A 21,064-nucleotide genomic window follows, 5' to 3' on the forward strand; every position below is an offset into this window, starting at 1 on the left:
AGCGTTAATGAGTTCTCTCCGCCCTTTTTGCCTGACGGCATGGCTGGCTGTGCTCGCAGCAGCAGTGCTGCTGCTGACGCCGGCCTCGGAGTCGCGCGCGCAGGCACAGGCCACGCAGTCGCCGCCAGCTCCGCAGCAGTCGGCTAGTCCCGCTCCCGCTTCGCCCTCCCAGACCACCGTCGCCGCGACGTCACCCGAGCAGCGCGGCATCACGGCGCGCGCCATCGATAAGGTGAAACAGGTCGCGAAATCCGCCGGCGACATCTTCAGCCGTGTCCCCTGCCTGTCGCCGAAGGGCGTCTCGAAGACGATGGGCTCGCTGCCGCATGTCGCGGGCAAGCTCGTCGCCGGCCAGCCCGTCGTGATCGTCGCGTTCGGCTCGTCGTCGACCGCCGGCTATGGCGCGAGCTCGCCCGATTTCAACTATCCGAACCGTCTCGCCGCGCAGCTGCGTCGGCAATATCCGACCGCCGACATCACCGTCATCAATGCAGGTGTCGGCGGCGAGGACGCGCCCGAGATGATGAAACGCCTCCAGAAGGAGGTGATCGACGTGCATCCGGATCTGGTGATCTGGCAGGTCGGCACCAACGCCGTGCTGCGCAATCTCGATCCCGGCGAGACCGCCAGGCTCGTCGAGGACGGCATCTCCCGCATCCAGGCCGCCGGCGACGCCGACGTCGTGCTGGTCGATCCGCAATATTCGCCGGCCATCAACCAGCGCGCGGAGAGCGCCGGCAAGATGGTGAAGCTGCTCGGCAAGGTCGCCGAGCTCCGTCACGTCGGCATCTTCCCGCGCTTCGAGGTGATGCGCGAATGGCACGAGAAGCAATCGATTCCGGTCGAGAGCTTCGTCATCGCCGACGGCCTGCACATGAACGATTGGGGCTATGCCTGCTTCGCCCAGCTTCTCGGCGACGACATCATCCGCTCCGTCGGCCAGATCAAGCTCGGTGTCAACGTGCCCGCGGACGTGCGGACCTATCGGCCGATGTAAGGCCGCTGCGTAGCTGTGCAGGGTGGGCAAAGGCGCAAAGCGCCGTGCTCACCATCTATCGGCAATGTGATCGTGAAGTGTGGGCACGCTGCGCTTTGCCCACACTACGAGAGCTCGATCGCCTCACGCCTTCTCCAGCGCTGCCGTCAGATCCTCGATCAGGTCATCCGCGTGCTCCAGCCCCGCCGAGAAGCGGATGAACCCCTCGCTGATGCCGAGCGCGGCGCGATCCTCCGGCTTCAAGCGCTGATGCGTCGTCGTCGCCGGGTGCGTGACGAGGCTCTTGGCGTCGCCGAGATTGTTCGAGATCTTGGCGAGCTTCAGCTCGTTGAGTACGCGGAACGCCGCCGCCTTGCCGCCCTTGACCTCGAAGCCGACCAGCGTCGAGCCGCCGCGCATCTGCTTCTTCACCAGCGCCGCCTGCGGATGATCGGCGCGGCCGGGAAAGACCAGCCGCGAAATCTTCGGGTGGTCCGCCAGCACCTCGGCCACGCGCGCCGCCGTGTCGGTTTGCGCGCGCACGCGCACGGCCAGCGTCTCCAGGCCCTTGAGCAGGACCCAGGCATTGAATGGCGAGATCGAAGGGCCGGTCTGGCGCATGAAATTGTGGATGTGCTCGGCGATGAACGCTTCCGACGACAGGATGATGCCGCCCAGACACCGGCCCTGGCCGTCGATGTGCTTGGTCGCGGAATAGACCACGACGTCGGCACCGAGCGCGAGCGGGCTCTGCCAGATCGGGGTTGCGAACACGTTGTCGACGACGAGCCGCGCGCCGCCCTTGTGCGCGATCTCGGCGATCCCTGGAATGTCGAGCACGTCGAGCGTCGGATTGGTCGGACTCTCGAGGAAGAATGTCTTGGTGTTCGGCTTCAGCGCGCGCTGCCATTGGTCGAGATCGAGACCATCGACCAGCGTGGTCTCGATGCCGTAGCGCGGCAACAGGTCCTGAATGACGTAGAGGCAGGAGCCGAACAGTGCGCGCGAGGCCACGACGTGATCGCCGGCTTTCAGCGGCGCCAGGATCGCGGTCGTCACCGCCGCCATGCCGGTCGCGGCCGACCGTGCCGCCTCGGCGCCTTCGAGCTCGATCATGCGGCGCTCGAACATCGCGATGGTCGGATTGGAATAGCGCGAATAGATGAAGCCGGGGTCTTCGCCCTTGAACCGCGCCTCGCACTCCTCGGCGCTGTTGTAGACGTAGCCCTGGGTCAGGAACAGGGCCTCCGACGTCTCGCCGAATTGCGAGCGCAGGGTGCCGGAATGGACCAGACGGGTTTCGGGACGATATTGCGCGGTGGGCGCCGGTGACTTCGACATAGGACCTCCTGCGTGACCACCGAAATGGTCACAAAAAAACCGGCCTGGATAAAACCACGGGCCGGGATCACAGAGGTCCCCGGCCTGTTTAGCGACTTATTTAACGTGGCTGCAAGCCGGCCGGCTCAAATCACCACGGGATAAGTCATGCTCATATTCCGCAATGCTCTTTCCGTCAAGACGTCCATCGGATAGCCGTAAAACGCTTGTATTTCCCGCATGTCGGGATGTGTTTGACCCGGATGAGGGCCCCCGGTTGAGTTTCACGATCGCCGCCGACGCCAATGGTATCCTGCCCGACCGCATGATCGCGGCGATGGCGGAGGCAGGGCTCATCCTGCCCGCCTACGACTTCGTCGAAAGCCAGATCCAGCCGGCGAGCCTCGACCTGCGGCTTGGCGACATCGCCTATCGGGTGCGCGCGAGCTTCCTGCCCGGTCCCGGCGCCACCGTCGCCGAGCGCATCGACGAGTTGAAGCTGCACGAATTCAGCCTCGCCGACGGCGCGGTGCTGGAGACCAACTGCGTCTACATCGTGCCGCTGCTCGAGAGCCTCGCGCTGCCACCGGAGATCGTTGCGGCGGCGAACCCGAAAAGCTCGACCGGGCGGCTCGATGTCTTCACCCGCGTCATCGCCGACGGCACCCGCCGCTTCGACATGATCGGCGCCGGCTATCACGGCCCGCTCTATGCCGAGATCAGCCCGAAGACGTTCCCGGTGCTGGTGCGCGAGGGCTCGCGGCTGTCGCAGGTACGCTTCCGCACCGGTGACGCCATCCTCAATGCCGACGAGCTCGATGCGCTGCATGCCGCCGAGCGTCTCGTCGACATCGACGATGCCGATCTCTCAGGCGGCGTCGCCGTCTCCGTCGATCTCGCCGGCGAGAAGGGAAGCGGCTTCGTCGGCTACCGCGCCAAGCGCCACACCGGCGTGGTCGATGTCGACCGCCGCGCGGGCTACGCGGTGGAGGATTTCTGGGAGCCGATGTCGGCGCGTCCCGACGGCAGCCTGATCCTCGATCCCGGCGAATTCTACATTCTCGCGTCTAAAGAGGCAGTGCAGGTGCCGCCCGATTTCGCCGCGGAGATGGTGCCGTTCGATCCGCTGGTTGGCGAATTCCGCGTGCACTATGCCGGATTCTTCGACCCCGGCTTCGGCTATGCCGGCGCCGGTGGGCAGGGCTCGCGCGCCGTTCTCGAAGTGCGCTCGCGCGAAGTGCCGTTCATTCTCGAGCACGGCCAGATCGTCGGCCGCCTCGTCTACGAGAAGATGCTGGCCCGCCCCGACGCCATGTACGGCCAGCGCATCGGCTCGAACTACCAGGCGCAGGGCCTCAAGCTGAGCAAGCATTTTCGGGTGTAGCGCCAACCCAGCTTTCCGCTGTCGTCCCGGCCTGGTGCGCAATTGCGCACGGGGGCCGGGACCCTTCACCACAGGGAGCAGTTTGGCGAGGACTCAGGGTTGATCTCTCGTGCGAAAATGACGCCCTGTGGCTATCGGGCCCGGGTCGCGCTTCGCTTGCCCGGGACGACAGGGTAGGGTGTTGCGGCACCAACGATAACAACAATCCGGGAGCGCACATGACCGCTGCATCAGACACAGCGCAGCAAGCCCAGTGGAAACGCTGGCGCGCGGTCGCCGATCTCTACCATGCCTATTTCACCGGGCTGATCCTCACCGTGGTCACGCGGCGCGGCACGGCGGATGCCGCGGAGTTCGTGTTTCGCGTGTTCCGCCGCCAGCAGCAGGAGCGCTTCCTGCCGGGGCTGGAAAAGCTCGGGCTGAGCCATCTGCCGCCGGCGGTCGCCGCCGCGCAATATCACTACCTCTCCAACTGGATCGGCGGCGTGCATGTCGAATACATGCATGAGAGCGACCGCAAAGCCTGGATCCGCTATCCGCCGCCGCGCTGGATCTGGAAAGGCACCGCGATCTGCGGAGTGCCTGGTGAGGTCAGCCGCGCGATGCTGCGCGGCTGGCACGCCAACAACGGCGTGGCGCTCGGCGATACCAGGCTCGGCTTCGTCTGCACCAAGCAGAGCGTCGACGGCCAGGACGGGCTCGAAGGCTACTATCATCTCTACGACCATCCGCTCGAGCTCGACCAACGCCTTGTGTTCGCCCGGCATCTCGAAGCGCCGCTGTTCGACGCGGCCACGGCGCCGGCCTTGCCGGTCGCAAGCTGGCCAAAACCGCGACTGGAAAAGGCCTATCGCAACTACGCCATGGAATATGTCCGCACCGCCGCGCCCGTGATGGTGCAATTGTTCGGACCGGAAGATGCCGGCTATCTCCTGCACCTCACCGGCAAACTGATCGGCATGCAATATTTCGACGAGGTCGCCGCGGCGCTGGCCATGAGCCGCGGTGGCGCAGCCGAGTTCGCGTCCTTCCTCAACGCGCTGTTCGCCGCGCAGGACGACGTGGCTGACACCAAGCAATCGGAGGGTGGCTTCGAGATCCGTCAGCAGAGCTGGAAGCTGATGGACGACGTCACCGACTATCACCGCGCCTGCGCGAAGGTGCTGGAGGGGCTGTTCGAAGGGCTCGCCGCGGGATGCGGCCGGCACATCGGCGTGCATCTGCGCCCGACGGCAGGCGGACGACCGCCGCTGGCCTGGACGATCAGCTAATTCCACCATTTGAAATGCGCTGCCGCAGGGCACGCCTGCACAAGGCGCAGGAGGAATCGGCAATTGCCGTGGTAACAAGCCTCTTGCCGCGCGCCCTGCGCGCACAAATCATTGGCACACCAAGTGATTGCTGCGCCGCAAATGGCGCTTCCGCCCGGGAGACGATATGTCAGACATCGCCGAAATCCCGGTCGATGAACAGGAGCGCCCGCTGCCGCCGCCTCCGCCGCCGGTGAAGAGCGCGCTGACGGACGGGCCGATCCTGCGCACGCTGCTTGGGCTTGCCTGGCCGAACGTCGTCGCATTGTCGGCCGGCACCTGTACCGTGATCGCGGAGACCTCCTATATCGGCCGGCTCGGCGTCGAGGCATTGGCCGCGATGGCGCTGGTGTTTCCAACCGTGATCCTGACCATGACGATGTCCGGCGGCGCCATGGGCGGCGCGGTGGCTTCCGCGATCGCGCGAGCGCTCGGTGCCGGCGATCGCGAACGTGCAGGCACGCTCGCCGCGCATGCGCTCCTGATCGGCATCACCTTCGGCCTCGTCTTCATGCTGGGCATGCTGATCTACGGGCCCAAAGTGCTCGAGATGCTCGGCGGCCGCGGCGATGTGCTGACGCATGCGATCGCCTATACCCAGGTGTTTTTCGGTGGCGCCGTGCTGCCCTGGCTGCTCAACACCATGGCCGGCGTGCTGCGCGGCACCGGCAACATGAAGCTTCCGTCGTTCCTGATTCTCAATTCGGCGGCCTGGCAGATCGTGCTCGGCGGCACGCTGGGTCTGGGACTCGGACCGGTGCCGCAGTTCGGCATGCGCGGCGTCGCGGCCGGCGCGCTGATCGCCTATTGCATGAACATCGCCATCATGGGCTGGTACCTGTTCTCGGGCCGTGCCCGCGTCGTCCCGAAACTGCGCGGCCTGCGCATCCAATGGGCGATGTTCTTCGACATCCTGAAGGTCGGCGCCATCGCCTGCTTCTCGCCGCTGCAATCGGTGCTGACGATCTCGATCTTCACCCACATGCTGGCGAAGTTCGGCACCGCGATCCTCGCCGGCTACGGCATCGGCGCGCGGCTGGAATTTTTGCTGACCTCGATCGCGTTCTCGTTCGGCATCGCCTCGGTGCCGATGGTCGGCATGGCGATCGGCGCCGGCCGCACCGCACGCGCCCGCCGCATCGCCTGGATCGCGGGCGCGAGCGCCTTCGTCGCCGTCGGTGCGCCGGCGTGCCTGGTCGCGCTGTTCCCCGATCTCTGGGTCAACATCTTCACCGACAGCGCCACCGTGCGCGCCACCAGCCATCAATATCTGTCGACGGTGGCGCCGTTCTACGCCTTCATCGGGCTGGCCTCGACCATGTATTTCTCGTCGCAAGGCGCGGCCAAGGTCATCGGTCCCGTGCTGGCGCAGACCGTGCGGCTGATCTACATCGCGGCGGTCGGCTGGTGGCTGTCGACGCATGATGCCACCGCGCAAAGCTTCTTCTGGCTGGCGGCGAGTTCGATGGTCGTGCTCGGCCTGCTCTCGTGCTCCAGCGTGGTGCTGACGCGCTGGGGACCGCGCGAGACGAAGCCTGCGATCAGGCCTGCGCTTTCGGCCGCGGCTGACTAGGGCGCACGTGCCTCGGGCGCGCTTGCCGGATTTTTGTTTCCGAATATTTCCAATCATGGCTTGGCAATACCGGGTAACCGGAATGGCTCTTCGTCAAAGGCTCCGCGCCAGCTCCTGAGGACACCGTCACCGCGCGTTCACCAGAAGCACGGAAAGCCATCATGACCTCGATTTCGGCGCTCTCCTCTCACCACCACCACACATCACCATTGCAGCGGCTGCAAGATGAGCTGCAGGCGGAAGCCGGCTCCGGCACAATTAATTCGGCCGATCAGCCGGCGCTGTCGCCCGCGCTCGGCGACATCGATTCCGCCCTGCAATCGAGCAGTGCGAGCGATCAATCCAGCGGCGGCACATCGTCGCCTGAGGCTTTCAAGTCGAAGATCGACGGCCTCATCCAGCAGGAAGTTTCGGCCGGCAAGCTGACCGACCAGCAGGCCACCGAGCTGCAAGGTATCTTCAAGGCGGCGCTCTCCCATGGGCCGGGCGGGACAGGTGGGCCCGGTGGAGCAGGTGGCCCGCCGCCCGATGGTCCCGCTCGCGCCAGCGGCACGGATAATTCATCCAGCGGCAATTCGGCGTTGGACCTGCTTCAGCAATTCCTCGATTCGCTCAAAAGCCTGCTCGCGGATTCGACCTCGTCCAGCGGCACGGAATCGAGTGACACGACGAGAGCGGGCGGCTCGTCTTCGCCCAACGCCACGGACAGTTCGACGAGCGGCGATTCGGCGACGGACCTGCTCGAGCAATTTCTCCAGTCCCTGAAGAACTCGCTCGCGGATTCGACCTACAGCGCGGTGCGTTCAGGCGACCAGACGAACGCAAGCGACTCGTCGATTTCCGGCGTCCTCATCGACGATCGGATTTGATATCGGCGTCGCTTGCGTCCAGTCCGCCGGCGCGCCTCAGCGATGCTTGTGGCGGCGATGGCCGCCACCGCCGCCGACATTGGCCAGCCGCATCAATTGCGGGATCATCGCCATCATGTCGCCGCCGCCGGCGCCGCCGAGCATGCCCATGATATCGCCGCCGCCCATGCCGCCGAGCCCGGTCGGCATATAGCCGCCTCCGCCCATCGCGGTGTAGCCGCCATAATTGGGTGCGCCAAAGCCGCCGCCAAAGCCGCCACCTGTCATGCCGCCGATTCCGCCGCCGTCATTCTCCATCATGCGGCTCATCATCGGGCCCATGGTCTGCATCATAATGGCAAAGCGGCGCTTGCCCATCTTCGCCTTCATCATCTCCAGCATCGGGGCCATCTGGGTCATCATGTCCTCGCCGCCGGCACCGCCGCCGCCGAGGAACTGCGCCTTTGCCGGCGCGCTCGAAATCGAGAACATCAGCAGCACGGCGGCCGCCTGGCAGATCACCTTGTCCGCACCTCTCATGGCCTGCTCCTCGCGTGCGCGGCGCCGCCGGGAGAGCGGAGCCAACCGGACGCACGCCGCCATGGTTACGGCCGAGGAGAGGGAAGCTCTGTGAGAAAGATCACGCAGGCGGAAACGCCCGGTGGATCGCAGCGACGGCGTCCCTGGTTTGCCCCTGAACATAGGGCGCAAGCTCATTGGGTAGCATGTCGATGATCCAGAGCAGACGGCAGGCCTTGTCGCCCTCGGCGATCACCTGCACCGAGGCGCTGTAGTGCTTCAGCCGTTCGTTGTCGATCGCATAGACAAGCCGTTGCCGAGCATCGTCACAGTCGACCAGCACCTCGCGCGCCACCGATCCATTGGCGAAAGTGACTATGCGGGCATCGCCGTCGAGCGTGCAGGCCGTGACGAAGCCCGGCGCCAGCCGCTGATGCAACGCGCCGAAATCGCGGACGGCGTCCCAGACTTTGTCAGCGGAGGCGTTCAGGGGAACGTCGTTATAGACGGAGGTCATGAAAGGTGTCCTTGATCATGTTGGGTAGTCGCTACAAACGCCGTCATTGCGAGTTCCGCGAAGCAATCCAGAGATGTTGCCGCAGAGACAGTCAGGATTGCTTCGTCACAAGAGTTCCTCGCAATGACGAGAGCTAGTGGCCAAAGCTCACACACAAACCGCCTCGACGTTGTTACCGTCAGGATCGATCAGGAAAGCCGCATAGTAAGTCGGGCTGTAATCCTTGCGCGGGCCGGCGCCGCCATTGTCGCGGCCGCCGCTCTTCAGGCCTGCGCTGTGGAACGATTTGACCGCATCGTGGTCCTTGGCGCGGAAGGCGATATGCGTGCCATCCGCCTTGCGGCCCTTGTTCAGATGCAGCCAGAGCGCCGGCTCGCCCTTCGGTCCGAAGCCGGCATAGCCGTCGCCGCTCGAGCACAGGACATGACCGAGCGGGGCCAGCACCGCGGTGTAGAAGCGCGTGGCGGCGTCGAGGTCGGCAACGCGCAGTCCGATGTGGTCGTACATGGTCGTCTCCATTTCCAAAGCGCGCCGCAATCGGCGCGCGCCGGAGACGAACCTAGTCAGTTGAGGGCGAGCTGCTCTTGGAGAATCTTGCGCTTCCCCTTCGAGGCCTGCCGGAACTTGGTCGGCGATACGCCGGCGGCGCGGTGGAAGGTGCGGACGAAGTTGGAGAGGTCGCCGAAGCCGACGTCATAGGCGATGTCGGTGACCGCGATATCGTCGTCGGCGAGCAGACGCGCCGCATGCCGCAGCCGCGAGCGCACCAGATATTGATGCGGCGTGACGCCGAGCACGCTCGAGAACAGCCGCAGGAAATGAAACGGGCTGAGGCCCGCCTGCCGCGCCGCCTGTTCGAGATCGACCTCGGCATGCGAGTTGGAGTCGATCCACAGCGCAGCTTCCACGGCGCGGCGGCGGTCGCGCGCGGTCGGCGTGGTCGGCTTGCGCGGCCTGCCCGAGACGACATCGACGAACCGGCCGGCAAGGATCTGCCCGACCTCGTCGAGGCTCAGGTCGCTGTTGCCATCTGCCGCCGTCTGGGCGAGCTCGCCCAGCACCATCAGCTCGGGCAGCGGCGGCGTCGCACCGACCTGCCAGACCTCGCGCCGTCCGCCGAGGGCGTCGACCAGATCCTCACCGAGGAAGAACGACAGGCAGACGTCGCCGCTGACATGCTCATGCGTGCAGGTGTATTCCTCGCCGGGCGCGCCGACCAGCATCGAGCCCGCCACCAGCTCGAAGAACCCGGCGCGGCAATGGCAGCCAAAGCTGCCGGCTCGGACATAGGCGATGGAGTGGCCGGTGCGGCACTCGGCAAACGGGCTGTCGTCCGGCCCCGCATCGCAGCGAAACTCGGAGACCGTCATCGAGCGCGTGGTCAGCAGCGTGGTTGCGTCCATGCCACCTATCTAGGCATGATCCGGACAAGTGTGTAGCGGTTGTCCGACAAGATCATGCCCAAAAAACAAAGCTGAGGTGCGATTGCGATCGCGCCTTAGCTGGGCCTCGGCGGGGCAACGGGCAGCAGCACGTCGAACAGCGTCTTGCTGGCGATCGGATGGGCGCCCTCCAGCGAGAGCAGCCGCCGCTTGGAGATCACCCCGCCGTAAGGCGAGAGCCGGTCGGCGTAATTGCCGGCCTCCAGCACCCGGTGGCAGGGCACGATCAGCATGTAGGGATTCTTGGAGATCGCCTGCGCCACCGAATGCGCGGCGCCGGAGGCGCCCAGCGCCCTGGCGATCTCGTGATAGGTGCGGGTCTCCCCGCGCGGGATGGTGCAGGTGTGCTCGTAGACCCGGCGGTTGAAGCCGGGCACGCCACCGGCATCCAGGCTGACCTCGGAGAAATCGGGATCGCCGCCTTGCAGCAGGCCTGCGATCCCCTCGATCGCGAGCTCGACGTTCTCGGAAGGCCGCTGCTCGCGCGCCTCGGGATGGACCTGGAAAATCCGGCGGCGGGTGTCGATCTCCCGCGCCTCCGGCAATTGCACGGCGACGATTCCGGTGCTGCTCCAGATGATGCCGCAGCGCCCTATGGCCGTGTCGAATATCGCGTAGCCACGCCCCACCATGCACACGCCCCACTCAGTGCACGTCTCTCCCCAGACACATGATCATAACACCGCCACAATCCGGCGCACCTGGAATCTTGCCAGGACGTTAAGAAGCGTCGGGCCAGTAGCGCCAAAGCGCTTGGCTGGCGGCGCCGTCTCGGCTAATCAGAGGGGCGCAAGCTGCGCATCCGCGGGCGTAGTTCAATGGTAGAACGGCAGCTTCCCAAGCTGCATACGAGGGTTCGATTCCCTTCGCCCGCTCCAACTTGAAAAACTTAGCTAAACCAAAGATTTCTGTACTGTTCTAACGCGCTCGTCCCTGTCCCGCACAGATACCCCGTACAACGGTGATACAAATCCCGACTGCCGCGGGCTTTTTACATCGATCATCTGAGCAGGCGTCCTACCAATCGGCAGGCGGCCTCACGCAGTGCTGGATACGAACTTGAGGACTCCCGGCGCGCGCCTACGCGATTGTTCAAGGAATCGTAGCGGGCGCTCCTTATTTCGCTCGGTTGGCGCGAGCGCATGGCGAGAGAACCAGCTGAAGATGAATTCCCCCATTATCATCCGCGACGCATTCCCGTTTCAAATCCCAGATGATGAGAATCCACCTCTTAAGAACAGATTGTCATTCGGCCTGCAATATTGGCTCTGACGCAATTTTGGTGCAACTCCGATTATTCTGCGCCGATCAATCTGGCTTGAAGCAGATCGATTTTCCCGCGACCGTACATTTGACGTCTGACGAGCTTGAGGCGCGTGATCTGACCCTCAGTCTGTCCGTTGGACCAGGGCAAAGTAATTGCTGCTCGAACCGCTGCTTCATCTTTCGCGACGCCGCTGGCGAACGAGGCGACGAGACTGGCGCGGGCGCGCTCGATCCATGGCATGAGGCCCGCCTCGGTCTTGCGCCGGATCATCAGGTGAAATTCGGCGATGATCTCGCGTGCCTCGATCAGGGCTGGTACGCCGGCTTCGATCGCCGCGACCGTGACGGTCTCCGCTTTCGTGAGCAGGTCCCGACCGATGGTCATGAGGCGCGCAATCGTTCTGGCCGACGGAATCCGCTGAAGGTTTTTTGCGTCGGCCTTTTCGGCCCTTCGTCTGCGGGTCGCCCACTCGCTGACGACGCGGAGCGAGCCGCGGAAGCCACGCGCCGTTAAGCGGCGCCAAAGTTCGGCCCCATTGCGACAGCCAGCAGCCCACTGATCGTCCAGCCATGGCAAATGCAGATCCAAAGAACTTTGTCGGGTCCGGAAGACGTCGGTGCGTTCGCCGCGGATCACCTGCCGTACCAGCTTCCTGCTATGGCCAGTCTGGCGCACGATCTGCTTGATGGGTATGCCGCTCTTCGACAGAGCCAGGATGGCTTCATTGGCCTCCTCGCGGCGCAGATAGCCCTCATACTGGAGGCGCTCGGCGGCTGTTAGCAGCTTGGGATCAATTGTGGTCGCGCCGATGACGATGCGAATCTGGCGCATCGATTTGCGGACGGCGTCAAGGAAGGCCCGACTGGCGTTCTCCATCAGATGCCAGCGGTCGGCGACCTGCACCGCGTGGGGCAAGGCTTTGGCCGCCGCTTCGCCATATCCGCCGCCACGATCGCGGGCGACGATCGCGATCGTGCGATGCCCAGCGAGCCAGGCTTGGGCGGTCGCGGGCTCACGATCCGGCAGCAGGGTGACTACCCGGCGCCTTTCCAGGTTGCAGATGATGCTGGCGTATCGGTGATTGCGACGCCAGGCCCAATCATCGATGCCGATAACCTTGAGCGGGTCAGCCGGCGGACGGTGACGGCGTCGGACCACGCGCAGAAGCGTGTCGTTGCTCACGGGCAACATCAGCCGTTTTGCGAGGCCTGCTGCCGGCCGGCCGCCAAGCGCCAGACCAAGGTGATGGACGATAGAGTCCAGCCTCGCCGTGCGTCGCGCTGATGGAGCCAATATCCCGTCGGAGAAACGCTCAGTGAAGATCTGGCGTCCGCACAGGACGGCCTCGCAGCGGAAGCGGCGGGCGATCACCAGGAGCTCAACGACCCGCCCGGAAAGCGGCAGATCGGTCACGCGGCGTCGATACCGGCTATGGATACGCCGCGAAACTGTCCCACACGATGGACACAAGCCGAAACTTCCGGATGGCCGGACAGTGATGACGGCCTTATCACCCTCGTAGCACGCACTCTCTACAACAAACCCAGGCGGCACCAGACTGGAGCGGTGGAGTGCTTGCTGCATGGCGCTGATTCTCCCCAATCAAAGCGCCAGACATCCTCCGAACTGCATCAAAAGTGAGTCAGAGCCAATATTGCAGGCCGAATGACAATCCGCCTCGGCTAGGCTCCGAACACGAACCGCAGGACAGCCACGACCGTCGCGGAAATGAGAGCCGAAATCGCGAGCAGCGTCCAATTTGGCCTCGTGCTTCCCCGGGCCACGCGCGCTGCGAGCGCCTTCACGGCCGTCAACATTCGTCTCGAGGAAGCCGCTGCAGATAGGCTATCCCGAAGCCAGCGGGTTCTTCGGTATCGCTCTCTCGCGCCTCCGACCTCCTGCGGAGGTGGCGCTCCAGCAGGCAGCGCCGGGTGTCGTGCTCATCGACCTCGGGGTGCCGCGCCCGGTACACCGTCCAGGCGGTCTCCGTGGCGTTCTTCAAGACGACTTCGTCGACCATACTTACTCTCTCTCTGGAGACCGACCCAGTCGCTGCCAACTCAAGGCACTCTGGAAAGTTTCCGGTTTTTCCCGGGAGTAGACGAAGGGAGGAGAGTCAGGATGCTTTGGCACGCGCCCGCGCACGTGCCGCACGGCGGCGTTGCAGGCGTTGGCTTCGGCCAACCTTTGTGAAGGCGACAAGTTTGGGCGCTCGCTCTTCGGACGACAGCTGCTCGACCGGACCATCCCGTCCGGTTTGTGGCCCGGAAGACCTGGCCTCCATGAAATCGAGTACCGTCCTGCCCTTCTCCGTAATCCGCCATCCGCCGTTCAGGCGTTCGACCAAGGCTTGCGAGAAGATGTCTAGATCCGGAACGCGCGCGGCCAAGCGCATGGTCCGCTCGGCCCAATCCCGTCCGCTCGTCGCCAGGATCGCCATGTCGCGCTTGAGGTCCGACATGACGGCGAATCCATCGGGATAACTCACCAGGATCTTGAGCACTGTGACCTGGAAATTCACCCCGACGCTCCGCTATCGCCCCATGCTCGGGGCTTGATGGAGCGCCTCGCGACTGACCTGCTTCAGGCTCTCCGGCGTGATGTTGCCCGTCGCGGCGGCTTCCAGAATTCTTGAAGCGACATGGGTCCGAGCACCGGTCTCGAAACGCGAAACCTCTTCACAGACCTCGTCGAGTACGGCGCGCAAAAGCGCCGTCGTGGCCGGATCGAACATGGGAACCCAAAACGCTAGAAGCGATAGCCTACAGCAAAGACGTATTCCGGTGGAATCAACATTGTTAATGCCCGCAGAGATCAGGCAGATGTTCGGGGTGCGCTCCTGAAAGCTTTTGCGCCGCAGCGTGGGCCGACCCCAGCGCGGCCTCGCGTGTTGTGGTCCGAACTCGAAGCTGTCGAATCACGCTGCCCCGGCGCCGAGCTCCATTGCCCTTCGCCGCCGGGCCAGCAGCAACCATTGCCTATTTTTCCCGTTATCCGCAGGGCATGCGCAATGTGAAAGGAACTCCCGATGAAGAAGATTGCAATGTCGGCGCTGCTGGTCGGCGCCCTTGGTCTGGCCTCGGTGGCCACGACCTCTCCTGCCGAAGCCCACTGGCGAGGAGGTTGGGGCGGTTGGGGACCCGGCATCGCCGGCGGCTTGGTCGCGGGCGCCGTGATCGGCGGGCTTGCTTCCTCGGCGTATGGCTGGGGCCCCGGCTATGGCTACTACGGCGGCCCTGGCTACTATCGAGCCGGCTATTACGGCGGCTCCTACGCCTACGGCTACGACGAGCCGTATCGCTGGGGCGGCGGCTACACCACGACCTACTACACGGCGCCCGTATCCTACGGCTATCGCTATCGCCGCGTCGTGCGCCCCGCCTACGCCTATTACCGCGGATCCTACCCGGTCGTTCGGCACCGCTGGCGCCACCACCACTGATGAGATCAGTCCATCCGAACGCAACCAACGCCGCGCACCCGAAGGCGCGGCCTTTTCATTGGGGCCGGCGTTCCGCTCACCAGTCGCCGAAGACCTGGACGTGCCGTTCGAAGGCCAGCCGACGTTTGGGAGTTCTTCTCGACGTCCTCGTCAGTCGCTTGACATGCTGGGTCTGCGTTTATTTCTCGATCTCGGAAGGAGGCGCCGCAGGGAGGGCGGCCATTGCCTCCCGCAGCGGCTGCTGCGGTTTGTCGGGCATCTGCTCGGCCTGCACGGTGGAGGAGATTTGAGAATGGCGGTGCTTAATGTCGCGATTTCTCTTCCGCGTGTGGCGCTGGCTAAAGCTAAAAATGCAGAAGGGGCCGCTGTTTTGAGACAACGCCCCCTCATGCTTCCGGGTTTCAAATAATTCCGAAATGAAATGGCTCTGCCAGCCCGGTATGCTATTATTTCCCGGTTAACAAATCCCTGCCTTCACAAATGTGAATCGGCCGGATCTTTTTTTCGTGGCACCGACCGACGAGATTGGCCACTTGCAGATTCCGCGGAGGCTACGGTGAGGCTGCCTCAGTTCAATCGGCCGCGCAGCGTTTTGATAAACTCGCGTAGGTCGTCCACGTACTCTTCGATGAGCCGCCGCGCTTCATCCGTCCGGGTGGCTTGGCTTCCTTCGCGTCGCTCTCTTCCTCGCGCTTGGCCATGTGCTTCTCTGTAGTTAGGAACCCCCTGCCCGTGATTGATTTGTGTCTGCGGTGACTGCCTCTCTTCAGAGGGCAAGAGCCTGTCCGGAGGCCCCAGCATCATCAAGCCCCCCGGCCCGATGCTGGGGCCGCCACGGGCCGAGGAACTAGGACGCGGACTCATTAAAGGCGCAGCCATAGCCTGATTGACGCGAGTTGAACGAAGGCAAGGTAGTTGGCGGCGAGCCTGTCGTAGCGCGTCGCCACCCGGCGACATTGTTTGATCCTGTTGAAGAACCGCTCGACCCGGTTACGAGCCCGATAGAGGTAGGGACTGAAGCAGATAGGATCGCTGCGATTGCTTTTCGGCGGGATGTTGGCCCACGCCCCCTTCTTCATGGCAAGCGCTCTGATCCAGTCGGCGTCATAGCCACGGTCGGCAAGCAGCATTGACCCGGACTTCAGACGAGACAGCAGTTTTCCCGCAAGTCGAACGTCGTGGGCTTGGCCAGGACTCAACGCCAGCCGTACCGGCAGACCATTGCTATCGACCACTGCATGAATTTTACTCGTCAAACCGCCGCGTGACCGCCCCATCGATTGGCGCTGGTTTCGCATGATGCAGGCTCCATGCTGATGCACGCGGACAATCGAGGTGTCGATCATTTGGACAGCGGCATCATGAGCAGCGGCAAGTGCGTCTATGATGCGGCTCCAGACCCCAGCCCTCCGCCAGCGAACGAAGCGGTTATAGCAAGTGGTGTACGGGCCGAACGCCTCAGGCAGATCGCGCCAGGGTGCTCCCGATCTCAAGACCCAAAAGATGCCGTTTAGGACACGACGATCGTTTACCCGAGGAACGCCACGCGGCTTGTTGGGCAACATCGGCTTGAGGGCGGCCCATTCAAAATCGGCAAGTTCGTAGCGCATGATTCGAAGCTCCATTTTGACAGCTTGAATCACAGGCATCCGACCAAACACAATGCGCCTAATTTGCCTTGCTGCTTTTTGAGCGGAGCGGACATCAACCAAGGGACTATCCGGCTGGATCAGTCAAAATGATCCTGAGTCCGCACCGGAAGATATGGCGCCGTCTATTTTTCGCCGATGATCATGGAGTTGCCACCTGGAAGGTGGCGAACCGTCGTCTTTGTGAACCCGGCCGACCGCATCCAGCCGGTGCAATCCGTTGCCGTATATCCAAACCCACCCGCCGTCCAAAGGAGCATGTTGAGAGAGGAGAGCAAGCCAGTTGTGCTTGTGCGCCGGTCGTCATCGATCAGCATATCATAGACGATGACAGCCCCACCTGTCGGGATCGATCGATACGCCTCGTCCAGCAACATCTTCTTGGCTTCAAGGTCCCAATTGTGGAGGACGCGACCCAAGACGATGACATCGGCCTGAGGCAACGGATCCTTGAAGAAATCGCCTCCCGCGAAACTCACCCTATCAGCGACGTTGCGTTCGACCGCGTACTCCTCAAATGCCGAGCACAGCATCGGGAGATCGAATCCGATCGCGCGGACGTGAGGATGTGCCAAAGCAACCTGGACCGGTAGGCAACCTTGAGCGGTGCCTACGTCGCAAAGTGTCTGATAATTCTCCCAGGGGAACTGGTGAGCGATACCTTGAGCGGCGAGCAAGCTGCCGGATGTCATCGCGGTGACGAAGGTTCGGAGTCTCGCTGCGTCGTTGTACAAAGATCCGAAGTGATCCTGGCCATGCGTTTCGGCCGCCGGATTGCCGGTCTGCAGCGACTGCGTCAGCGACCCCCATAAGACGTATTCGCGGCGGTTGTACTGATCGAAGCTGGCGCCGAGATAAGTCGGCTTTGCTCGGTCTAGATAAAAATCGCTCTCCTCGGTGTTTCGATATCGCCCTTCGTCATCTCGCGTCAGAAGACCAGTCGCGACGAGTGCATCGAAGAAGTCGCGAGCTGAGCGACCGTGGACCCGAATGCGGCTCGCGAGATCCCTCGCATCGAGCGGGCCGGCTGCGAGCTCGGAAAAAACTCCGAGTTCGACCGCGCTCAATAGAACTTTCGCCTGCCGATAGGCGCTGCCGATCTCGAAAAGCCGATCGGTACGCGGATGTTCGTGGGTCATGGGACATTCCTCCTGTCTCGGTGCTTTGCGCGTCCCTATCGCGGCGGCGCCTGGGTGTAACGGGCGAGCGCCGCGCGCTCGTCCATGACGATCTTTTGCAGTTCTGCCGGAGAGGTGACTCGTACCCGCATGCCGATCGCATTGAAGCGTCCCGCCAAGTCCGCGCCGGCGCCGATCGCGTGCAGGTCGGCACCGATGCGTTCACGCAGCTCCGCCGACATCCCGCGGGGCGCGAAAAAGCCAAGGAACGCTTCGTACTCAAGCTCCGGAAAACCCGACTCGCGCGCCGTGGGGACGTCCGGTAAGAAGGGTGATCGTTGACTATTCGTGATCGCGATAATCTTGATCTTGCCGGTTTGCGCCATCGGCAACTGGGTCGCGAGGGCAGCAGCATAGAATTGGAGTCGATCTTGCGAAAGGTCCTGCATCGCCATGCTCACCTCTCGGTATGGGACACGCGGGAGATCGATGCCGGCGCGCTTCAAAAACCCCGGCACCAGATAGTCCAGACTGCCGGGAGTTCCGCTCCAATTGAACTGGCCCCGCTTGAGGCGTGCCTGCGCCACAAATTCGGACAGCGAGCTTGTCGCCAGGGAAGCAGGAACCCCTATCGCTACGTAGACTTCAGCGGCAGCCGCAACCGGCAGCAGATCATCGGGATTGTATGGAAGGCTGCCCGCGTGCGCGAGCAGGTTGCTCGTGAGCGGTCCCCCGTTCGTATAGAGGAGAGTATGACCATCGTTCGAGTTGAGCACCGCGGTCGCGGCGATGATGCCGTCGGCGCCTGGACGATTTTCGACGATGACGGGCTTCCCCCACCGCTCCGCAAGCTTTTCGGCGAACGGACGCGCCGTGACGTCGCCACCGCTGCCAGGCGGAAATGGCGTGATGATCTTCACGACTTGGGTTGGCCACGACTGGGCGTTGCCCGGAAGCGCGGTAAACGACAGAGCGATCGTTGTCAGCAGTCCCAAAGCCAAATGCGTGGTGCGCATGACGGAACCTCCTCGTCCCGATCGCCGGCACGGCGATTTGTCGGGCTCGATGGACACTACGGAGCGATACCCTTAAGGTCCTTGTTTCAGCGTCTGAAGAGTTCTGAACAGGCATGGCGGTCAATCCGAAACCGGATCGAGAGACTGTTCGATTTGGAAAGTTTGTGCTGGATCTTGTCGAGCGGCGGCTGACCTTTTCGGGACAGCCCGTCAAGCTCCCAAGCCGGGCACTCGATATCCTCTACGAATTGGCTTCGGTCCAGGGCGAGGTTGTGAGCAAGGATCGCCTGATGGAGAAAATCTGGGCGGGCCGCGTGGTGGAGGAGAACGCGATCCAGGTGCACGTGTCCGCCTTGCGCAAGGCACTTGAACTCGGAAGCGACGGTCAGAGCTACGTCGTTACCGTTCCGGGACGAGGCTATCGCCTCGTGGGAGTCAAGAATGGTCCAGACATGCAGGCGTATTCGGGCTCTGGAGACATCCCGGCGCGCGGGACCACGGTCGCCGTGCTGCGGTTCGCCAATCTCAGTGGGGATTCCAGCCAGGATTACTTCGCCGATGGTATCGTAGAGGACATCATCACGGGACTATCCCGTATCACCGGTCTATCGGTGGTCGGCAGCACGTCGAGTTTGCTGTTCGAAGCCGGCACCGGCGACCTGGGAAGTATCGGGCGGAAGCTGGGGTGCCGCTATCTCGTGCAGGGGAGCGTGCGCAAGGCCGACAATCGCATAAGGATCACGGCGAGGCTGGTTGAATCCGACACGGGTGCTGCATTGTGGGCCGAGCGGTACGATCGCCGGTTTGACGATATTTTCGAAGTTCAGGACGCCATTGCGATGAGCCTGATCGGGGCACTCGAACCGAATCTGCGCAAGGTCGAAATCAGCCGCGTCCGACGAGAGCGTCCCAACAGTCTCGATGCCTATGATCTTGTCTTGCGGGCGATCTCATCGATGCGCACGACCATGCCGACGGGCGCTGGGGAAGCCATTCCGCTTTTGCGGAAGGCATTGGAGCTGGAGCCCGATTATTCGGCTGCTCAGGCACAGCTGGCGCGATGTTTTCAGATCAGATTCAGCCGCGGTGGACTGAGCGAGGCCGATCGCGCCACCGCCGTCCGCTATGCTCGCGCTGCGACGAGAAGTGATGACGCGACCGCGCTCGGTGCTGCCGGTCTGGTGATCTGGTTCGCTGACCCTGACTTCAGTGACGCGTTCGAGGTGTTTCGCCGGGCCCTGTCGATCAGTCCTTCAAATGTCGTTGCCTTGGGAAACAGTGCATTCGCGCATGCGTTCATGGGCGACCGCCAAAGTGCGCTTGAACTGGCGCAACACGCCCTGGAGGTCAGTCCTTTCGATACACTGATTGCTCATATGGCGATCGCGGTGACTGAGCTTTATGTCAATCGGTTTGATGAAGCTCTGAAGGCGGCGGCTCGCGCAGTCGAAGCCAATCCTTCATTCAGTGTGCCGCACGTCCTTCAAACGATCGCCCTGGTCCGGCTCGGTCGAATCGAAGAGGCGAGATCGGCCGCAGAACGTGTCTTGAACCTAGACCCCACGTTCACGATGCCAGTATGGTCAGTCACCGTACGGAAAAACGCTGCCGTTTTCGATCCAATGGCACAGGCGTGGAGTGAGCTCGCTACTTGCAGTTAATGTCTGCGCATGCCAAGTGCGACATAATGCGCCACCTCATGATCTCGGCCGCTTTCGGAGCGAAGCAGACAGGTCGAAATTAATGAGTACGCGCCCTAGTGCCACACTCAGGATGATGATGCCGATAAAGAACCGGCCCATTACCTCTCCTTGCGGACGCCCTTGAACTTCTTCGCACTCTTCTTGACGGCCATGAACTGACCACCCTTCTTGTTGCGCTTGGTGGAGGTCTTCGTCAGGGGGTTCTTCAACTGCGTGCGCTTCTTCACCGCGCCTTTGCGTGCGTTGTCGCCAGTGGGTTTGTTGACGGCCATAGGTTCCTCCTAAAGAAGACCAAGCTACGAATCGGCGGGTTGGTTCCTCTTGAACCTCAGTGACGCTTGTTGAGACGGACAAAAGGGGCCGAATGCTGGAATTGGAATGCGGAAGCTCTTTGATTGAAGACGACGAGTGCCAAGTTGTGATCGTCCTTGCCGACATTGCGATTGCTCTCCTATCGGCAGGATTAGTGGTGGACGTCCTAAGGGACTTGCTCTGACACAACGATTGCAACCTTTGCGCCCACACACCCGGAGAATGACACTTTGACGCTGCGTGCTTCGCTGAATTGCTACGGCTGAACTAAGCGCAAGCTAAACTGCCGCGTGTCCAGCACGGCATAGCGATCGACGAACTCCTGGAGATGCGAGGGGACGTCGGTTAGTTGCAGATTACAGCGGCTTTGGATTTTTCGGGCGACATCCTCAGAAACGTCTTCGGACCAGTGCTCTCCCGTGTTGAAGGCAATGACTCTGGTCGGCCGCTTGTATTCGCCCGAGATCAGATCCCGAATGACTGTTTCGAGGTCTGCGGCTTCCAGATCCGCTTCGCGCCACGCGCGTCCCATTCTCCCAAAATCATCGGCCACCAGATAAACGGTCGGCTCGCCTGCCGGGATGATCGAGGGGGTCCATCGGGACTGACGCATAAACAACTCCACACCACAGAACCGGGATTCAAGCTGCCTTTAGCGGATTAGTTCC

24 protein-coding genes, 1 tRNA gene and 1 riboswitch are annotated in these 21,064 nt (G+C 62.9%); of the genes, 8 read left to right on the forward strand and 17 right to left on the reverse strand.

The window, feature by feature from the left end; genetic code table 11:
* Positions 1-7 precede the first annotated feature (7 nt).
* Positions 8-997 carry an SGNH/GDSL hydrolase family protein gene (locus JQ572_RS16950; protein ID WP_211384166.1) on the forward strand — a complete coding sequence of 330 codons (990 nt, stop codon included), beginning with the start codon at positions 8-10 and terminating at the stop codon, positions 995-997.
* Between the two features lie 123 nt (positions 998-1,120).
* On the opposite strand, the gene JQ572_RS16955 is transcribed toward JQ572_RS16950, so the two are convergent.
* Positions 1,121-2,317 (reverse strand): O-succinylhomoserine sulfhydrylase, encoded by a 1,197-nt coding sequence (locus JQ572_RS16955; protein ID WP_211384167.1) that lies wholly within the window; start codon positions 2,315-2,317, stop codon positions 1,121-1,123.
* Between the two features lie 67 nt (positions 2,318-2,384).
* Positions 2,385-2,464, reverse strand: a riboswitch (SAM riboswitch).
* 109 nt (positions 2,465-2,573) lie between these two features.
* Here JQ572_RS16955 and JQ572_RS16960 point away from each other — a divergent pair.
* The 4 genes from JQ572_RS16960 to JQ572_RS16975 all read left to right on the forward strand — a co-directional run bounded on the left by JQ572_RS16960 (position 2,574) and on the right by JQ572_RS16975 (position 7,432).
* The gene (locus JQ572_RS16960; RefSeq protein WP_211384168.1) at positions 2,574-3,680 is read left to right on the forward strand and encodes a 2'-deoxycytidine 5'-triphosphate deaminase; all 1,107 of its coding nucleotides are present in this window, start codon (positions 2,574-2,576) and stop codon (positions 3,678-3,680) included.
* A gap of 218 nt (positions 3,681-3,898) precedes the next feature.
* Complete coding sequence (locus tag JQ572_RS16965) at positions 3,899-4,951, forward strand: hypothetical protein (protein ID WP_211384169.1); 1,053 nt, start codon at positions 3,899-3,901, stop codon at positions 4,949-4,951.
* Positions 4,952-5,117: 166 nt separating this feature from the next.
* The gene (locus JQ572_RS16970) at positions 5,118-6,563 is read left to right on the forward strand and encodes an MATE family efflux transporter (RefSeq protein WP_211384170.1); all 1,446 of its coding nucleotides are present in this window, start codon (positions 5,118-5,120) and stop codon (positions 6,561-6,563) included.
* 161 nt (positions 6,564-6,724) lie between these two features.
* Positions 6,725-7,432, forward strand: coding sequence for a hypothetical protein (locus JQ572_RS16975; protein WP_211384171.1), 708 nt, complete (start codon positions 6,725-6,727; stop codon positions 7,430-7,432).
* Positions 7,433-7,468: 36 nt separating this feature from the next.
* On the opposite strand, the gene JQ572_RS16980 is transcribed toward JQ572_RS16975, so the two are convergent.
* The 5 genes from JQ572_RS16980 to JQ572_RS17000 form a co-directional block, all read right to left on the reverse strand.
* The gene (locus tag JQ572_RS16980) at positions 7,469-7,951 is read right to left on the reverse strand and encodes a hypothetical protein (RefSeq protein ID WP_211384172.1); all 483 of its coding nucleotides are present in this window, start codon (positions 7,949-7,951) and stop codon (positions 7,469-7,471) included.
* A gap of 100 nt (positions 7,952-8,051) precedes the next feature.
* Positions 8,052-8,447, reverse strand: coding sequence for an SRPBCC family protein (locus tag JQ572_RS16985; RefSeq protein WP_211384173.1), 396 nt, complete (start codon positions 8,445-8,447; stop codon positions 8,052-8,054).
* 147 nt (positions 8,448-8,594) lie between these two features.
* Positions 8,595-8,954 carry a VOC family protein gene (locus JQ572_RS16990; protein WP_211384174.1) on the reverse strand — a complete coding sequence of 120 codons (360 nt, stop codon included), beginning with the start codon at positions 8,952-8,954 and terminating at the stop codon, positions 8,595-8,597.
* A gap of 56 nt (positions 8,955-9,010) precedes the next feature.
* Positions 9,011-9,850 carry a helix-turn-helix transcriptional regulator gene (locus JQ572_RS16995; protein ID WP_211384175.1) on the reverse strand — a complete coding sequence of 280 codons (840 nt, stop codon included), beginning with the start codon at positions 9,848-9,850 and terminating at the stop codon, positions 9,011-9,013.
* Positions 9,851-9,945: 95 nt separating this feature from the next.
* On the reverse strand, positions 9,946-10,521 hold the full coding sequence (locus tag JQ572_RS17000) for a methylated-DNA--[protein]-cysteine S-methyltransferase (protein ID WP_211384176.1): 576 nt from the start codon (positions 10,519-10,521) through the stop codon (positions 9,946-9,948).
* Positions 10,522-10,693: 172 nt separating this feature from the next.
* On the opposite strand from JQ572_RS17000, the gene JQ572_RS17005 reads away from it, so the two are divergent.
* Positions 10,694-10,767 (forward strand) — tRNA-Gly (locus JQ572_RS17005).
* 416 nt (positions 10,768-11,183) lie between these two features.
* On the opposite strand, the gene JQ572_RS17010 is transcribed toward JQ572_RS17005, so the two are convergent.
* The 4 genes from JQ572_RS17010 to JQ572_RS17025 form a co-directional block, all read right to left on the reverse strand.
* Positions 11,184-12,740 carry an ISL3 family transposase gene (locus JQ572_RS17010; protein WP_211384177.1) on the reverse strand — a complete coding sequence of 519 codons (1,557 nt, stop codon included), beginning with the start codon at positions 12,738-12,740 and terminating at the stop codon, positions 11,184-11,186.
* A 226-nt stretch (positions 12,741-12,966) separates the two neighbouring features.
* Positions 12,967-13,176 (reverse strand): hypothetical protein, encoded by a 210-nt coding sequence (locus tag JQ572_RS17015; RefSeq protein ID WP_211384178.1) that lies wholly within the window; start codon positions 13,174-13,176, stop codon positions 12,967-12,969.
* A 96-nt stretch (positions 13,177-13,272) separates the two neighbouring features.
* Complete coding sequence (locus tag JQ572_RS17020; RefSeq protein ID WP_211384179.1) at positions 13,273-13,677, reverse strand: hypothetical protein; 405 nt, start codon at positions 13,675-13,677, stop codon at positions 13,273-13,275.
* A 12-nt stretch (positions 13,678-13,689) separates the two neighbouring features.
* On the reverse strand, positions 13,690-13,890 hold the full coding sequence (locus JQ572_RS17025; protein WP_211384180.1) for a hypothetical protein: 201 nt from the start codon (positions 13,888-13,890) through the stop codon (positions 13,690-13,692).
* 294 nt (positions 13,891-14,184) lie between these two features.
* Between JQ572_RS17025 and JQ572_RS17030 the strand changes: the two genes are divergently transcribed.
* A complete protein-coding gene (locus JQ572_RS17030; protein ID WP_249129085.1) occupies positions 14,185-14,598 on the forward strand; it encodes a hypothetical protein in 414 nt (137 codons plus the stop codon).
* Between the two features lie 178 nt (positions 14,599-14,776).
* Here the strand turns inward: JQ572_RS17030 and JQ572_RS17035 are convergent, their stop codons facing one another.
* The 5 genes from JQ572_RS17035 to JQ572_RS17050 form a co-directional block, all read right to left on the reverse strand.
* Positions 14,777-14,977, reverse strand: coding sequence for a hypothetical protein (locus tag JQ572_RS17035; protein ID WP_211384181.1), 201 nt, complete (start codon positions 14,975-14,977; stop codon positions 14,777-14,779).
* Positions 14,978-15,170: 193 nt separating this feature from the next.
* Positions 15,171-15,299: a hypothetical protein gene (locus tag JQ572_RS35350; protein ID WP_283814081.1), complete on the reverse strand. Its 129-nt coding sequence runs from the start codon at positions 15,297-15,299 to the stop codon at positions 15,171-15,173.
* 162 nt (positions 15,300-15,461) lie between these two features.
* Entirely contained in the window at positions 15,462-16,208 is a 747-nt protein-coding gene (locus JQ572_RS17040; protein WP_211384182.1) for an IS5 family transposase, read from the reverse strand.
* Between the two features lie 164 nt (positions 16,209-16,372).
* Positions 16,373-17,386: a methyltransferase gene (locus JQ572_RS17045; RefSeq protein ID WP_211384183.1), complete on the reverse strand. Its 1,014-nt coding sequence runs from the start codon at positions 17,384-17,386 to the stop codon at positions 16,373-16,375.
* Positions 17,387-17,421: 35 nt separating this feature from the next.
* Complete coding sequence (locus JQ572_RS17050) at positions 17,422-18,381, reverse strand: Bug family tripartite tricarboxylate transporter substrate binding protein (protein WP_211384184.1); 960 nt, start codon at positions 18,379-18,381, stop codon at positions 17,422-17,424.
* Between the two features lie 113 nt (positions 18,382-18,494).
* Here JQ572_RS17050 and JQ572_RS17055 point away from each other — a divergent pair, with 113 nt between their 5' ends.
* Entirely contained in the window at positions 18,495-20,042 is a 1,548-nt protein-coding gene (locus JQ572_RS17055; RefSeq protein WP_211384185.1) for a winged helix-turn-helix domain-containing protein, read from the forward strand.
* Between the two features lie 140 nt (positions 20,043-20,182).
* On the opposite strand, the gene JQ572_RS17060 is transcribed toward JQ572_RS17055, so the two are convergent.
* Entirely contained in the window at positions 20,183-20,356 is a 174-nt protein-coding gene (locus tag JQ572_RS17060) for a hypothetical protein (RefSeq protein WP_211384186.1), read from the reverse strand.
* 296 nt (positions 20,357-20,652) lie between these two features.
* Positions 20,653-21,009 (reverse strand): hypothetical protein, encoded by a 357-nt coding sequence (locus JQ572_RS17065; RefSeq protein ID WP_211384187.1) that lies wholly within the window; start codon positions 21,007-21,009, stop codon positions 20,653-20,655.
* Positions 21,010-21,064: the final 55 nt, after the last annotated feature.

The organism is Bradyrhizobium sp. SZCCT0153, from assembly GCF_018129995.1.
Taxonomy (GTDB): domain Bacteria; phylum Pseudomonadota; class Alphaproteobacteria; order Rhizobiales; family Xanthobacteraceae; genus Bradyrhizobium; species Bradyrhizobium japonicum_G.

Coding starts and splice junctions, on each gene's coding strand:
- JQ572_RS35350 (WP_283814081.1), bottom strand. CDS start 15,299: ATGGCCAAGCGCGAGGAAGAGAGCGACGCGAAGGAAGCCAAGCCACCC.
- JQ572_RS17030 (WP_249129085.1), top strand. CDS start 14,185: ATGAAGAAGATTGCAATGTCGGCGCTGCTGGTCGGCGCCCTTGGTCTG.
- JQ572_RS17050 (WP_211384184.1), bottom strand. CDS start 18,381: ATGCGCACCACGCATTTGGCTTTGGGACTGCTGACAACGATCGCTCTG.
- JQ572_RS16970 (WP_211384170.1), top strand. CDS start 5,118: ATGTCAGACATCGCCGAAATCCCGGTCGATGAACAGGAGCGCCCGCTG.
- JQ572_RS16985 (WP_211384173.1), bottom strand. CDS start 8,447: ATGACCTCCGTCTATAACGACGTTCCCCTGAACGCCTCCGCTGACAAA.
- JQ572_RS17000 (WP_211384176.1), bottom strand. CDS start 10,521: ATGGTGGGGCGTGGCTACGCGATATTCGACACGGCCATAGGGCGCTGC.
- JQ572_RS16990 (WP_211384174.1), bottom strand. CDS start 8,954: ATGTACGACCACATCGGACTGCGCGTTGCCGACCTCGACGCCGCCACG.
- JQ572_RS16995 (WP_211384175.1), bottom strand. CDS start 9,850: ATGGACGCAACCACGCTGCTGACCACGCGCTCGATGACGGTCTCCGAG.
- JQ572_RS17025 (WP_211384180.1), bottom strand. CDS start 13,890: ATGTTCGATCCGGCCACGACGGCGCTTTTGCGCGCCGTACTCGACGAG.
- JQ572_RS17040 (WP_211384182.1), bottom strand. CDS start 16,208: ATGCGCTACGAACTTGCCGATTTTGAATGGGCCGCCCTCAAGCCGATG.
- JQ572_RS17045 (WP_211384183.1), bottom strand. CDS start 17,386: ATGACCCACGAACATCCGCGTACCGATCGGCTTTTCGAGATCGGCAGC.
- JQ572_RS17015 (WP_211384178.1), bottom strand. CDS start 13,176: ATGGTCGACGAAGTCGTCTTGAAGAACGCCACGGAGACCGCCTGGACG.
- JQ572_RS16955 (WP_211384167.1), bottom strand. CDS start 2,317: ATGTCGAAGTCACCGGCGCCCACCGCGCAATATCGTCCCGAAACCCGT.
- JQ572_RS17055 (WP_211384185.1), top strand. CDS start 18,495: ATGGCGGTCAATCCGAAACCGGATCGAGAGACTGTTCGATTTGGAAAG.
- JQ572_RS16950 (WP_211384166.1), top strand. CDS start 8: ATGAGTTCTCTCCGCCCTTTTTGCCTGACGGCATGGCTGGCTGTGCTC.
- JQ572_RS16965 (WP_211384169.1), top strand. CDS start 3,899: ATGACCGCTGCATCAGACACAGCGCAGCAAGCCCAGTGGAAACGCTGG.
- JQ572_RS17010 (WP_211384177.1), bottom strand. CDS start 12,740: ATGCAGCAAGCACTCCACCGCTCCAGTCTGGTGCCGCCTGGGTTTGTT.
- JQ572_RS17065 (WP_211384187.1), bottom strand. CDS start 21,009: ATGCGTCAGTCCCGATGGACCCCCTCGATCATCCCGGCAGGCGAGCCG.
- JQ572_RS17060 (WP_211384186.1), bottom strand. CDS start 20,356: ATGGCCGTCAACAAACCCACTGGCGACAACGCACGCAAAGGCGCGGTG.
- JQ572_RS16980 (WP_211384172.1), bottom strand. CDS start 7,951: ATGAGAGGTGCGGACAAGGTGATCTGCCAGGCGGCCGCCGTGCTGCTG.
- JQ572_RS16975 (WP_211384171.1), top strand. CDS start 6,725: ATGACCTCGATTTCGGCGCTCTCCTCTCACCACCACCACACATCACCA.